This window comes from Enterococcus viikkiensis, assembly GCF_005405345.1.
In the GTDB taxonomy this organism is placed as follows: domain Bacteria; phylum Bacillota; class Bacilli; order Lactobacillales; family Enterococcaceae; genus Enterococcus_A; species Enterococcus_A viikkiensis.
On sequence record NZ_BJDW01000002.1, the window covers coordinates 179,817 to 193,863 of the forward strand.

Sequence of the window (14,047 nt, forward strand, 5' to 3'; positions counted from 1 at the left end):
ACCGAGAACAAATAGAAAGGATTTCTAAAGAAAAAAAGCACCCTTTTATAAGGGTGCTTTTACCATAAGTTTATTTTTCAACAGCTGTTCCTGTTACTAATTCAACAGCTTTTTTCATTTTAATATCATGTTCAAGCATATCTTCCGTTAAAACACGGCTGATTTGTTCTTTAGGCATTTGATACATTTCAGCTAATTCGTTGATTTCTTTTTCTACATCTTCTTTAGATGCTTCAATTTTTTCTGCTTCAACGATTGCTTCCATTACCAAGTTTGTTTTGACGCGGTTATCCGCTTCGCCTTCGAATTGAGTATGCAAGTCTTCTTCTGTTGAACCAGTTAATTGATAGTACATTTCTGGTGAAATTCCTTGACGTTGCATGTTATTTAAGAATTCATCCATTGAACGGTGTACTTCATCGTGAACCATTACATGTGGCAATTCAACGATTTCAGCATTTTCAACGGCTTGCTTGATAGCCGCTTCGTCTTTTGCTTCTTTCGCAGCTTCTGCTTTTTGTTTTGTTAATTCGTCACGGTATTTTGCTTTTAATTCGTCTAAAGAATTGACTTCTTCATCAACGTCTTTGGCAAAATCATCGTCTAATTCAGGAAGTTCTTTCGCTTTTACTTCGTGAATTGTTACTTTAAAGATCGCTTCTTTACCCGCAAGATCTTCTGCTTGATAATCTTCTGGGAAAGTCACAGTTACGTCTAAGTTTTCGCCAGCTTTGTGTCCAACTAATTGTTCTTCAAAGCCAGGGATAAATGAGCCTGAACCTAGTTCAAGTGAGTAATTTTCGCCTTTACCGCCTTCAAATGGTTCTTCACCAACGAAGCCTTCAAAATCGATTACAGTTGTATCGCCATTTTCAGCAGCTTCATCTTCTTTGATGACTAATTCCGCCTGTGCTTCTTGTTCTGATTTCACACGTGCATCCACGTCTTCTTCAGATACTTCAACTTCTTGTTTAGGAACTTCAAGTTCTTTGTAGTCGCCTAGTTTCACTTCAGGTTTCACGGTTACTTCAGCTTTAATAACCCAAGCTTCGCCTTTTTCCATGCTGTCTACATCGATTTTTGGTTGAGAAACTGGATCGATACCTGCTTCTTTAACCGCTGCTTCATAAGCAACTGGCAATACATCGTTTAATGCATCTTCATACAATGCTTCTTCGCCGTACATCCGGTTAAATACTTGGCGAGATACTTTTCCTTTACGGAAGCCAGGTACATTAAGATTTTTCTTTACTTTGTTGAATGCATTTGTTAATCCCTTTTGAATTTCTGCTTGTTCAATCGAGAAAGTTAACACACCATCATTGGTGCCTGTTTTTTCAAAATTTGCAGTCACGTTTGTTCCCTCCGAATACTAATATACTTGCATTTTGCATACCTTTAAATAGTACACTACTGGTTCTTAATTGTAAATATAAAGCTTTTACTCTCGGCATTTTTTAATGATAATCAAACATCATTTGTTTAATTTTTTGTCGAATTGCTTCCACCTGTTCATCTAACACTGCAAAACTGCCTGAATATTCCGCTAAATAACTTTCCGCCCATGCATCTGGCTTCATGAAGGAATACTGCAAAGGATACAAAAAGGCCATCTCCAGCTTCAACTGCTCCAATAAATTCGCCAAAAGAATCGGGTCATTGTCTTCTAAGCGTTTCGTCAAGCAAGCTTCAATCGCTTGTTGCAAACGGTCATCAAAAGCAGTCTCAGCTGGTGAAAGTTCTACGATTTCACCTTGAATGGTCAAATAGCGGACTTTTTCAGTTACGCCAACACGACCTAAATTTTCAAATAAATAGCTGCGAACTAGCGGCGCAACGTTTGGGTCAATCATCCATTTTTCTGTCCAGCTTTTCAACCGTTCGTCAGATAAGCCCTTGATTTTCCGTACCAGTTGTAACTGCTCCACCGAAGACAATTCCGGCAACTTGATTAATTCTGTCTCCAACCTTTTGATCGCCGCTTGTTGCTGCTTTTGATAAAAATTTTCTTGATCATCGATTCGCACGGTCCAAAGATTTTGTTGTTCCTCGGTGAGCATTTTTCTTTTTTGTGCCCGCCATAAAAACTCGCGAGCAGCAAAAAACTGGTGTGTATAAAGTTGAATCTGTATATATAGATCCAATCTCTCAAGAGTTTCTAAATAGCTATCTTGTTCATCTTCGGCATACTCCAGCGCCTCAGTAAAATTTCCCTGTTCCAATGCCAGACTAGCAATTAAATGATTCAATTTGATTGAGGGTGCTTCTTCGTATGCCAATTTATAATTTTCTAATGCCGCTACGTAGTCACCGGTAGAAAAAGCTTCCTCGGCTAAGGTTAAATAATAGTGATCTTTGTATGGAAAATCGATTGGCTTCATACTTCTGAAAAATCCTCTCTAGCTGTTACTAAATTTATCGTCACAACACTCGTATCGGAGAAATAATCGCCGAGGTGTTGCTTGTTTGGTGTAAAAATTGTGACTAAATAGCCTAACATAAAAAATGATCCTCGTAGAATAAACCGACAAGCGCCTTCTCGCACCAAAACCGTTTTCCAACTAAGTGCTACTTCTGTAAAGCAAACTACTCGGATGCCAAAAATCATCTTGCCGATTGTTTGACCCTGATTTAATTTCGTCAATAAAATAAAATACGCTAAGTAAATGACTAACGCCGAAATGCCATAGATACTTATTAAATCTGTACTTTTATTCCAACCTAACAGATTTGCCGGCAGCCCTAACAAAATGCCGGTAATAGCCGAGATACAAAGCAGATCAATCAAATAAGCAAAAAAACGAATCCAAAAGCCGCTATAAAAATAATCGGGATAATGATTGAAGACTGGCCCTTGCTTTGATTTTTTTAGTAATTGTTGAACAGGTCCTACTGCTGGTCGATGAGTTATTTCTTTTGTCATCGTTACTCACCTCCATAAAGATACATCGCTTTAGGGGCTTGCGGAGTGCCGACACTTTCAACAATATTTCTTACTAAATCTTCTTGCTTCGGTTTGATTCCTTGGAATTCTGCCAAACTATTGCCTAGCCAAGTATTCATAAAATTGGTTGATCCAGTAGTATAGGTAATCACTTTCGCACCATTTAACCCATGATCCTTTTGCAATGCTTTTAACGCCTGATCAGGATAGCCAATCGCATCAACTAAGCCGTTTTCTACTGCTTGAGCACCATCATAAATCCGACCATCCGCTAGCTTGCGAACATCTGCTTCATTCATTTTCCGGCCTTCAGCCACTGTCTTAACAAAACGGCCATACATGCTATCAACAAACGCTTGTAGCACTTCTTTGTCTTCCTTTGTTTGAGGACGGGAGGCTGAGCCAATATCTTTTAAAGCACCGCTTTTAATTGTCGTATCTGTGATGCCCAGCTTTTCCATCAAGCCAGAATAATTCATACTAGACATAATCACACCGATTGATCCGGTCATAGTATCGTCGGTCGCAAAAATTCGGTCCGAATTTGCTGCGATATAGTAGCCGCCACTAGCTGCCTGACTCTCCATCGAGGCATAGATTGGAATTTTTTTATCCTTTTGCAACTCCTTCAATGCTCGGGTAATCTCTGCCGTCTCATAAACAGCGCCACCTGGTGAATTGATTTCTAACAAAATCCCTTTTACCGTATTATCTTTTTTGATTTTAGCGAGTTGCTTCATGAATGCTTCATGATTGTATCCACCAGTTGAAAACAAACCACTGGTGCCGTCGTTGACAATCGCTCCTTCCACCATTAATTTAACGATTTTTTCTTTATTAGAGCCCTCGACTTCTGTTTTTTCCTGCGGCTCATTCGTGCCATACAATAGTTCGTTAACTTGGCTCAACTCTTGTTTGTCCTCAGCTTTTCGGCTCAGCGTCGAAGATAAGACAGAAAGCGCCATAAGTACGACCGCGATCCCAACTGCAACCCAGCGTCTCTTATTCATTTGATTCCTCCTTACTTAATATAGGTTCCGAATGACCAATACTTTTTCAATGGGTCCCTCACCCTTCATTTTTTCTGCTTTTTCTAATAAAGAATAGCCACCGAAAAGTTCATGGGTTAAGGGATCTTCGATTTTAAAGGATTGCGCCTCCTCGATACTTAAAGCATCCGGTGTAATCTCTTGGATACTATCCCAACCTGTATCTAAAAATATTTTCGTTTCATCATCAATTTCTGGGTTGCCATTCAGCTGTGTCAAAAATTGACGGAGCTGGCCGACGGTTAAGTTTTCTGGTTGATTCATGCTACTTCCTCCTTAATCAAATCTGTGAAGAAAATACTCGTTCAACTTCCACGTCTCTTCACTAAACGCTTTCGATAAAAAAATTCCCTTAGAAGGGTACCTCCTCATTTTACCTTATTCTCTCACTAGATGAAACGCAGAAAGTTTTTTTGTTTTATTAACGGGCTTTTCACAAATTACATATATACCAATTTGTTAAAAATAAAAAAATATTTGACTACATGACGAGTTTATATTATATTATTCATTGTTTCCGATGTTAAAATAAAAAAATCTCAGCTACACCAACGAGATAGCGCCAGGCCTTTAATAGAGGTGACGAGGAAGAAGCTTATCGAAATATTCGGCGGGTGGCTTCAGGGCAGCTGTGCTCTAAAGATCATTACAAAATTTTTATAAAAAAAACAAAAAAATGGTCAGACAGCTCGGAAACATATAATGACAGGAAAGTAGGAAGACATTATGTGTGGAATCGTAGGAATTGTAGGAAACGAGCAAGCAACTAGTATTTTAGTGAAGGGATTAGAAAAATTGGAGTATCGCGGGTACGACTCTGCCGGAGTTTTCGTAGCCGATCAACAAGACGACTATTTAATCAAGTCACAAGGACGGATCAAAGAATTAGCAGATAAGATTAGTGCCAATGTCCATGGCACAATCGGAATCGGTCATACACGCTGGGCGACCCACGGTGAACCGAGTGAAGAAAATGCCCATCCCCACACCTCACAAAGTAAACGGTTCGTCTTAGTTCATAATGGTGTAATCGAAAACTATGACGATTTAAAAGCCAATTTTTTAGCGGAGGATTCTTTTTATGGTGAGACCGATACAGAAATCGCGGTTCATTTAGTGGAATACTTTGTTGAACAAGGGCTTTCGACTAAGGAAGCCTTCCGTAAAGCATTAGCGGAAATCCACGGTTCTTACGCCTTTGGCTTGATCGACAAAGAAGATCGCGAAACCATTTATGTTGCGAAAAACAAAAGTCCTTTATTGATTGGCTTAGGCGACGGCTTCAACGTTGTTTGTAGCGACGCCATGGCGATGCTGGAACAAACCAATCAATTCGTTGAGATCAATGACGGCGAAATGGTAATCGTAACTAAAGACCACGTCGAAATCGAAGACCAAACAGGCAACGAAGTCCAACGCGCACCTTATGAAGCGAAAATTGATCTTTCTGACATGGAAAAAGGAACCTATCCTTATTACATGCTAAAAGAAATTGACGAACAACCAGCTACGATGCGACGGATCATCAGTGAATACACCGATGAAACAGGAACCGTTGTTATCGAAGATCAGTTATTACAAAGTCTATTAAACAGTGATCGAATTTATATCGTTGCTTGTGGAACGAGCAATAATGCTGGCTGGGCTAGCAAACAAATCATTGAAGGTCTAGCCAACATTCCAGTAGAGATCCACCTATCCAGTGAATTTGGTTATAACATGCCGTTGCTTTCAGAGAAACCATTCTTCATTTATTTAACTCAAAGTGGCGAGACTGCTGATAGCCGCCAGGTATTAGTGAAGACAAATGAATTAGGCTATCCCTCTCTTACAGTGACGAACGTGGCCGGTTCAACTTTATCTCGTGAAGCGACTTATACAATGCTTCTACATGCTGGACCAGAGATCGCTGTCGCCTCAACTAAAGCCTATACAGCACAAATTGCCGCTTTGACAGTCTTAGCCAAAGCAGTCGGTGAAGCGAAAGACGTGGCAGCCGCTAAAGCATTCGATTTAACGAAAGAATTAGGCATTGCAGCCAACGCAATGGATGCCATGATTGCTGAAAAAGCCATGATCGAAGAAATTGCTGCAGAATATTTAGCAACTACACGTAACGCCTTTTATATTGGCCGTGCCGAAGACTACTATGTTTCAATGGAAGTTGCTTTGAAATTGAAAGAAATTTCTTACATTCAAGCAGAAGGCTTTGCTGCAGGAGAATTGAAACACGGAACGATCGCCTTAGTGGAAGAAGGAACACCAGTAATTGGTATTATCACCGAAGCCGTAACCGCGCCTCATACACGAGGAAATCTGCGAGAAGTGGAAAGTCGCGGCGCGCACACCTTAGTGATTGTTTCTGAAGAATTAAGCAAAGACGGGGACCAAATTATTCTACCTGTTGTTCATCAATTTTTACGTCCGTTAGTCTCTGTAATTCCTGGACAATTGATTGCTTATTACGCAACCTTATTACGAGGGTTTGACGTTGATAAGCCACGTAACTTAGCAAAATCGGTCACTGTTGAATAATCAGTCGATAAACAAAAAAGCATCCAGCCTTTTATTCAGGTTGGATGCTTTTTAACACGGAAAAACACCTGGTGGTCATTCTCATTTAGGAATGCCACCAGGTGTTTTTGCTTCTTAATGGTAAATTGGGCATTTTTCGTTAATCCAGCCCAATTTCCGCACGGACAACTGCCGCAATTTTTTCGACGTAATAGTTTACTTTTTCATCAGTCGGTGCTTCCGCCATCACACGTAGTAATGGTTCTGTTCCAGAAGGACGAACCAAGATGCGTCCATCGCCATTCATTTCAGCCTCAGCTTCATCGATTGCTTGCTTGATTGCCGGAACATCCATCGCACCGTATTTATCGCTCACGCGAATATTGACTAATTTTTGTGGGTAGATCGTTACTTCCCCAGCTAGTTCAGAAAGCTTCTTACCCGTTTGCTTCATGATATTTAATAATTGAACACCAGTCAGCATACCATCACCAGTCGTATTGTAATCTAAGAACAAGACGTGACCTGATTGTTCACCGCCAAGATTGTAGTCATTTTTACGCATTTCTTCCACAACATAACGGTCACCGACTTGGGTGATGACGTCAGACAAGCCAATTTCTTCGATTGCTTTATGGAAACCTAGATTACTCATAACTGTCGTCACAACGGTGTCTTTCTTCAAACGTTTACGTTCAGCTAGATATTTCGCACAGATAAACATGATCCGGTCGCCGTCAATGATATTTCCTAATTCGTCCACTGCAATGACTCGGTCACCATCACCATCAAAGGCTAAGCCGACATCAGCACCCTTTTCAACAACCATTTCAGCTAATTTTTCAGGATGCGTCGAACCAACACCGTCATTGATATTCAAGCCATTGGGTGAAGTCCCCATCGTATAAAAATCTGTTTCCAAATCTGCAAATAAGCGATTAACACTCGTTGAAGTCGCACCATTAGCAGCGTCTACACAGACTGTTAAACCAGACAAATCTCCTGAGATGGTTTGAACTAAGAATTGTGAGTATTTTAATAAACCTTCATGGAATTCATCCAATGTTCCTAAGCCTTCAGCAGAAGGACGCGGTAATTTATCTTCTTCCGCATCTAACAATGCTTCGATTTCCGCTTCCTGTTCGTCGACTAATTTAAAACCATCGGCTCCGAAAAATTTGATGCCGTTATCTTCAGCTGGATTGTGTGAAGCAGAAATCATGACACCCGCTGCAGCCTTTTGCAAGCGGGTTAGATAGGCAACTCCCGGCGTTGAAATGACGCCTAATTGAAAGACTTCAATCCCTACTGAAAGCAAGCCTGAAATCAATGCTGTTTCCAACAATTCTCCTGAGATCCGCGTATCGCGCCCAACTAAAACCCGCGGCCGTTCCACACTTTCTTGGTGTTGGCTTAAAACATAACCTCCGCAGCGTCCTAACTTGAAAGCTAATTCCGGTGTTAACTCCTTATTTGCGATTCCACGTACTCCATCTGTTCCAAAATATTTACCCATTAAATTCTATTTCCCTTCTTCATCTAATTCGTTGATTGTGTTGTTGATTCAGCAGACGATTCTGTTGTACTCGATTGTGAACGAGTCGTTTCGACAGAGCTAGCTGTTTCACTTGAATCTTCTTTTTCTGATGAACTAGAATGATTTGCATTACTTGATTCTGATGCTTGTGTGTTTTTAAATACTGGCGTGACCTGTGCACTAACCGTTTTTGGATTCACTTGATAATTATCGGAAACAGGAACATCAATTAATTTCTTTACCGTTCCTTGGATTTGGCTAACGTCTACTGGTACTCCAATACTGTCTATCTGATCAATAGCAGACTGTAAACCTGTTATTGTTGCCTTTGTTCGGCTCAGATCAATCTTCACGCTCTCTACCGCCGCGGGCAGTTGTCCTTCTTGAATCGGATAAAGCAACACCTCTTTGCTAGGTGTTTGAATTTCAAATGAGACCGTCACATTTTGTGGATCTGATTGGATTGGCAAAGCCTCCCCACTGGAATTTAAAGCTTGAATCCGCGCCTGAGCACTCTCTTGATCCGCGGAAAGTTTGCTCGTATCCACCGATGCCACCACACGATCAATCTCCTTCATCGTGTTTTCTCCGGTGGTAATTTCGACTTTAGCAGGTTCTACTGACATCTCGCCAATCTTTAACCCATTGTTGCTGGTCGTGCTGCTTAACACTGGTGACACATTGAATTGCTTTGTCACTCTTTTCTCGATCGTTACTGAAATGGTCTCCGGCTCGATCGTCGCGAATAGTGAACTTGCCAAATTCTTGGTCTTTAAGCGGACTTCGTGGGTCCCAGCAGAAAGTTTTGTTAAATCAGCTACGACACTAAAATCTCTTGTATCAGGGTCTATTTCTTTATTTAATTGGATTCGATTCGCTCCACTTAATTTCACTGAAACGTTTGAGGAAAAGCCATGAACAAAATATTCATCAGAATCATATAAAACGTTGATCGGTACATTTTGAATAGCTTCTTCGTAATTCGTTTCAGAAGAAATCAACCGACTGAAGTTTTGGCTATTCACATTGAAAAAAAGGATCAAACTAAACACCAGTGAAATTAAAATATACGGTAGATTGCCTTTTTTAAACTTGATGATCATTTTTGGCCTCCTTTAGTAAACCCTTCTAAAAAAGTTTGTAAGAGACTCTTTTTGCTCATGTTCTTCTCATCCGGCAATAATTCCCGCCGCATGACAGCCAAGTATTCTTCTTGTGACAAATCATGGAGAAAATCATTGTTCAAGGTAATACTCACCCCACCAGTTTCCTCAGACACGATAAAAGTCAACGCGTCGCTGACTTCACTAATACCCACTGCAGCACGATGGCGAGTTCCAAATTCTTTTGGAATCAGCATACTGTCGGACAATGGCAAATAAGCGGAAGCGACAGCGAGTTTGCCATTTTTCACAATGACGGCACCATCATGTAACGGTGTGTTGGGAATAAAGATGTTAATCAGCAATTCCCCTGTAATATCCGCATCTAACGCAATCCCCGTTTCAATGTACTCTTCCAAGCCGGTGAAACGTTGAATTGTGACCAGGGCACCGATTTTTCGCTTAGACATGTATTGGATGGCTTTATCGAAAGCTAAAATCATCCGTTCATCATCACGCTCTTCCTTTTTCGATGTTTTGAAAAAAGAACTTCGCCCCAAATGCTCCAAGCCTCGTCGAACTTCCGGCTGGAAGATGACGATGGCCGCGATCACCCCGTAAGTAATGATCTGATTCATGAGCCATGACAAGGTATGCAGACCGATGAGTTCAGCCAAGATTCGAATACCAATAAAGATCGCCACGCCCTTGATCAATTGGACGGCTTTTGTACCGCGAACCAATTCAAACAAACGATAGATCAAAAACCATACGACAAATATATCTAAAAGGTTGACGATAATATCCCAAGTTGAAAGATTCTCAGAAAAAAAGCTAAGCCAATATTCTGGTTTGAATAATTCAATTAGACGATTAGGCATAGATAACCTCTCTTTCTATACAAAATTCTTTACAATTATACCACAATGGTACAGCTCCAGCATAAAATTTAAGAAGAGCCTTAGCTAAGCTAAGACTCTTCTTAAAAAAATTTACTTGTTTCGCTTTTCAGCGCGAGCCGCTCTCCTAGCCGCTCGACGCGCTTCCGCTTCAGGATCCACTGTCCGTTCTCGCTTTGGCTTTTTTTCTACTGTTGCTGTATTCGCTTCTGCTGGAGTCCCTGCAAGTTTTGCACGGATTTTCTCTTCTTGCCCAGCTAAACGGGCATAGTTGTAAAAACGTGTCTCCGCATCATTGACTGTCTTTTGGTATAACCGTTGCGCATCATCTGGTTGCACTCGTTCTAAGGCAGAAAAACGAACTTGCTGTTTCATGAAACTGATCATCGTCTCGAAATTCGGTTTCTTATAGTCCAAAGTCATTGGATTTTTGCCTTTCTCACGTTGAGCCGGATTGTAACGATATAAAGACCAATAGCCAGATTCAACTGCTTCTTTTGCTTCTCGCAAGGTTTGACTCATTCCACCGCGTAAGCCGTGGTTGATACATGGTGTGTAGGCGATAATTAATGATGGTCCAGGGAATTTTTCTGCTTCTTCTAAAGCTTTAATGGTTTGCATTTGGTTCGCGCCTGAGGCAATTTGTGCCACATAGACATTCCCATAAGTCATAGCCATCATTCCTAAATCCTTCTTCGATTGATACTTCCCACCAGCCGAGAATTTTGCAATGGCTGATGCTGGTGTTGCTTTAGACGTTTGTCCCCCAGTATTAGAATAGACTTCATTGTCCATAACTAGAATATTAACATCTGCACCACTAGCCAAGATATGATCAATCCCACCAAAGCCAATATCATACGCCCAGCCATCGCCACCAAACATCCATTGACTCGTTTTGACAAATAGATCGCGATTGTCGTAGATATCCGCCAATTTAGCATCTGTTAGACCTTCTGCTTCAAGAGCCGCAGTTAGTTTGGTTGCCCGTTGCTGCGTCCCCTCAGATTCAAACATGTGATCCATCCAGTCTTCCATCAATTCTCGTAACTCATCAGAAACCAGGTCTAAGACATCATTGATTTTATCCGCTAATTCTTTTCGACGGGTTTGGTTGGCCAAGAACATTCCATAGCCATACTCGGCATTGTCTTCGAATAACGAGTTAGACCAAGCAGGGCCTTGTCCTTTGTCATTCGTTGTATATGGGCTAACGGGTGCTGCCGCGCCCCAAATAGAAGAACAGCCAGTCGCATTAGCGATCATCATTCGGTCACCAAACATTTGCGTCATTAATTTTACGTAAGGTGTTTCGCCACATCCTGCACAGGCACCAGAGAATTCTAACAAAGGTTTATTAAATTGGGAACCTAAAACAGAATTCACTTTAGCCGGGTTGGCCTTTTGTTTCAACGTCATTGAAAATGCCCAATTGATCGCTTGTTCTTTTTCTTCTTCATACGGCTTCATAACTAAAGCCTTTTCTTTTGCTGGACAAGCTTCAACACAAAGTCCACAGCCGGTACAATCTTCTACCGAAACTTGAATCCGGTATTTCAATCCGTCTGCTCCACGCATTTCACGAACAATGTAACCTTCCGGCGCTTCAGTCATCTCTTCATCATCTGCCAAAAACGGACGAATCGCCGCATGCGGACAGACAAAGGAACACTCATTACACATCGTACAGCGATCACTACGCCAATGGGGAACTTCCAACGCAACTCCGCGTTTTTCAAATTGAGTCGTTCCCGTTGGAATTGTTCCGTCGGTCATCCCATTAGCAACTAAATCATTGACCGTTAAATCATTGCCTCGTTGTGAATTAATTGGTTCAACAATTTCCTCCACATATTGAGAAACTGGCGTCTTCCGCATTTTTTTCGGAACTTCAACAGTCTTCCATGCCTCAGGAACTTGTACTTGATGCAATAATTCAACGGTTTGATCGATTGCCGCGATATTTTTTTCGACGATCTCTATCGATTTGCGGCGATAACTTTTATCCGCTTCGGCTTTCAAAATATCTAATACCTCATCAAAAGGAATAATTCCAGTCAAACTGAAGAACGCTGTTTCCATTACTGTATTGATTCGTGAACCTAATCCAACTTCCATCGCCAAATTTGCCGCATTAATCGTATAGAACTGAATCTCATTTTCCGCGATATAGCGTTTCATTTTAGCTGGCAATAGTTTATCCATCTGCTTGTCATTCCACATTGTATTCATTAAAAAGATTCCGCCGGGCTTCAATCCTTTCAACAAATCATAAGTATGAATATACGCCGGTGTATGACAAGCAATAAAATCTGCGCTTTCGACCAGATAGGTTGAACGGATCGGCGTATCGCCAAATCGTAGATGGGAAACCGTCAGTCCACCGGATTTCTTCGAATCATAACTAAAATAGCCTTGTGCATATTTATCAGTATGATCCCCAATGATCTTGATTGCAGACTTGTTCGCGCCGACGGTTCCATCAGAACCAAATCCCCAGAATTTTGCTTGGAAGGTATTCGGATTCGTTAAATCCACGATCCCTTTCGATTCTAGCGACATATGCGTAACATCGTCCACAATCCCAATTGTGAAACGTTTCTTCGCTTGCTGTTTATCCTTCAACATTTCATCATAAACGGCGATAATCTGATCTGGTGTCACGTCTTTTGACCCTAATCCAAAGCGACCACCAATAATTTTCGGACGAATATCGGCTTCATACATCACACCTTGAATATCTAACAATAACGGCTCGCCATCAGCGCCAGGTTCCTTCGAACGATCTAACACCGCAATGGATTTGACTGAATCAGGTAATTTCTCTAGAAAGTTTTCTGTCGGAAACGGACGGTACAAATGAATGTTCAAAAAGCCGACTTTACGACCGTTAGCATTCAAATAGTCCACCGTTTGTTCAATCGTTTGAGCCACCGAGCCCATGGCCACAATGACCTCTTCAGCATCCTCAGCCCCATAATAAGTCACGAGGTCATAATTGGTGCCACGTAATTGATTGATTTCAAACATATATTTTTGAACAATTGATGGTAGCTCATCGTAATAGCGATTGACCGTTTCTCGTTGTTGGAAATGGACATCTGGATTCTGGTTGGTCCCGCTAATCGTCGGATGATTAGGATTCATACTGCGCTTACGAAAAGCTTTCAGTTTTTCTTGATCGATCAAGGGTGCCAACTCGTCATACTCCAAGACTTCAACTTTTTGGATCTCATGACTCGTTCGGAAACCATCAAAAAAGTTCATGAAAGGTACACTGCCTTCGATTGCAGCTAAATGCGCCACCGCGGACAAGTCCATAACTTCTTGAACACTACTTTCTTGTAACATTGCAAATCCCGTTTGACGAGCGGCCATCACATCCCCATGATCGCCAAAAATATTTAGCGCGTTAGTGGTGACGGCTCGACTGGCAACATGAAAGACCCCAGGCAATAATTCACCAGCGATTTTATACATGTTAGGAATCATTAATAGTAATCCTTGTGACGCTGTATAGGTCGTCGTTAATGCGCCGGTTTTTAAAGCTCCGTGAACGACTCCTGCCGCCCCTGCCTCCGATTGCATTTCTGTAATTGAAACTGGCTGACCAAATATATTTTTCTTTCCTTGTGACGCCCATTGGTCAACAAGTTCAGCCATGGTTGAACTAGGAGTAATTGGATAAATGGCGGCTAATTCCGTGAAGGCATATGAAATATACGCCGCAGCTGTATTTCCATCCATCGTTTTTTTCTTACGCATGTTTCTCCCCCATATTCTATCTTTAGCGGATTTTTTGTCCCCGCAATTTTGTCATGAAACGTACAACCAACTTATTTTCTAGCAAAAATAAGCTTTCTGTTTAAGATAATTGTTCCAGTTGCACTCGTACTTCTTATAATCTTTCTAACAACGGCTTCATTATAAACTAACATTTATTATTTTTAAACCTACCCTCTACTCTTTTTAACTTTTCTAATTAAAAAGAGTTTGATTTC

Annotated in this window: 10 protein-coding genes; 1 reads left to right on the forward strand and 9 read right to left on the reverse strand. The window is 41.2% G+C overall.

Annotated elements, in window-relative coordinates:
* Positions 1-70: 70 nt before the first annotated feature.
* The 5 genes from tig to FFM67_RS02200 form a co-directional block, all read right to left on the reverse strand.
* Complete coding sequence (gene tig, locus FFM67_RS02180; protein WP_137613033.1) at positions 71-1,354, reverse strand: trigger factor; 1,284 nt, start codon at positions 1,352-1,354, stop codon at positions 71-73.
* Positions 1,355-1,457: 103 nt separating this feature from the next.
* On the reverse strand, positions 1,458-2,381 hold the full coding sequence (locus FFM67_RS02185) for a tetratricopeptide repeat protein (RefSeq protein ID WP_137613034.1): 924 nt from the start codon (positions 2,379-2,381) through the stop codon (positions 1,458-1,460).
* Positions 2,378-2,923, reverse strand: coding sequence for an RDD family protein (locus FFM67_RS02190; RefSeq protein ID WP_137613035.1), 546 nt, complete (start codon positions 2,921-2,923; stop codon positions 2,378-2,380). Before FFM67_RS02190 ends, FFM67_RS02185 begins: the two co-directional genes overlap by 4 nt.
* A gap of 2 nt (positions 2,924-2,925) precedes the next feature.
* On the reverse strand, positions 2,926-3,954 hold the full coding sequence (gene sppA, locus FFM67_RS02195; protein WP_137613036.1) for a signal peptide peptidase SppA: 1,029 nt from the start codon (positions 3,952-3,954) through the stop codon (positions 2,926-2,928).
* Positions 3,955-3,969: 15 nt separating this feature from the next.
* Positions 3,970-4,257 carry a hypothetical protein gene (locus FFM67_RS02200; RefSeq protein ID WP_137613037.1) on the reverse strand — a complete coding sequence of 96 codons (288 nt, stop codon included), beginning with the start codon at positions 4,255-4,257 and terminating at the stop codon, positions 3,970-3,972.
* 462 nt (positions 4,258-4,719) lie between these two features.
* On the opposite strand from FFM67_RS02200, the gene glmS reads away from it, so the two are divergent.
* Positions 4,720-6,528: a glutamine--fructose-6-phosphate transaminase (isomerizing) gene (gene glmS, locus FFM67_RS02205; RefSeq protein ID WP_137613038.1), complete on the forward strand. Its 1,809-nt coding sequence runs from the start codon at positions 4,720-4,722 to the stop codon at positions 6,526-6,528.
* Between the two features lie 139 nt (positions 6,529-6,667).
* On the opposite strand, the gene glmM is transcribed toward glmS, so the two are convergent.
* The 4 genes from glmM to nifJ form a co-directional block, all read right to left on the reverse strand.
* Positions 6,668-8,023: a phosphoglucosamine mutase gene (gene glmM / locus FFM67_RS02210; protein ID WP_137613039.1), complete on the reverse strand. Its 1,356-nt coding sequence runs from the start codon at positions 8,021-8,023 to the stop codon at positions 6,668-6,670.
* 23 nt (positions 8,024-8,046) lie between these two features.
* A complete protein-coding gene (locus FFM67_RS02215; RefSeq protein WP_137613040.1) occupies positions 8,047-9,147 on the reverse strand; it encodes a CdaR family protein in 1,101 nt (366 codons plus the stop codon).
* Entirely contained in the window at positions 9,144-10,028 is an 885-nt protein-coding gene (gene cdaA, locus FFM67_RS02220) for a diadenylate cyclase CdaA (protein ID WP_137613041.1), read from the reverse strand. The genes FFM67_RS02215 and cdaA overlap by 4 nt, the downstream gene beginning before the upstream one ends.
* 111 nt (positions 10,029-10,139) lie before the next feature.
* A complete protein-coding gene (gene nifJ, locus FFM67_RS02225) occupies positions 10,140-13,811 on the reverse strand; it encodes a pyruvate:ferredoxin (flavodoxin) oxidoreductase (RefSeq protein WP_137613042.1) in 3,672 nt (1,223 codons plus the stop codon).
* Positions 13,812-14,047 lie beyond the last annotated feature (236 nt).

What these genes read in the sequence shown, in the direction of transcription:
- FFM67_RS02190 (WP_137613035.1), bottom strand. Translation starts at nt 2,923, where the DNA reads ATGACAAAAGAAATAACTCATCGACCAGCAGTAGGACCTGTTCAACAA.
- FFM67_RS02200 (WP_137613037.1), bottom strand. Translation starts at nt 4,257, where the DNA reads ATGAATCAACCAGAAAACTTAACCGTCGGCCAGCTCCGTCAATTTTTG.
- FFM67_RS02185 (WP_137613034.1), bottom strand. Translation starts at nt 2,381, where the DNA reads ATGAAGCCAATCGATTTTCCATACAAAGATCACTATTATTTAACCTTA.
- FFM67_RS02215 (WP_137613040.1), bottom strand. Translation starts at nt 9,147, where the DNA reads ATGATCATCAAGTTTAAAAAAGGCAATCTACCGTATATTTTAATTTCA.
- sppA (WP_137613036.1), bottom strand. Translation starts at nt 3,954, where the DNA reads ATGAATAAGAGACGCTGGGTTGCAGTTGGGATCGCGGTCGTACTTATG.
- glmS (WP_137613038.1), top strand. Translation starts at nt 4,720, where the DNA reads ATGTGTGGAATCGTAGGAATTGTAGGAAACGAGCAAGCAACTAGTATT.
- glmM (WP_137613039.1), bottom strand. Translation starts at nt 8,023, where the DNA reads ATGGGTAAATATTTTGGAACAGATGGAGTACGTGGAATCGCAAATAAG.
- cdaA (WP_137613041.1), bottom strand. Translation starts at nt 10,028, where the DNA reads ATGCCTAATCGTCTAATTGAATTATTCAAACCAGAATATTGGCTTAGC.
- nifJ (WP_137613042.1), bottom strand. Translation starts at nt 13,811, where the DNA reads ATGCGTAAGAAAAAAACGATGGATGGAAATACAGCTGCGGCGTATATT.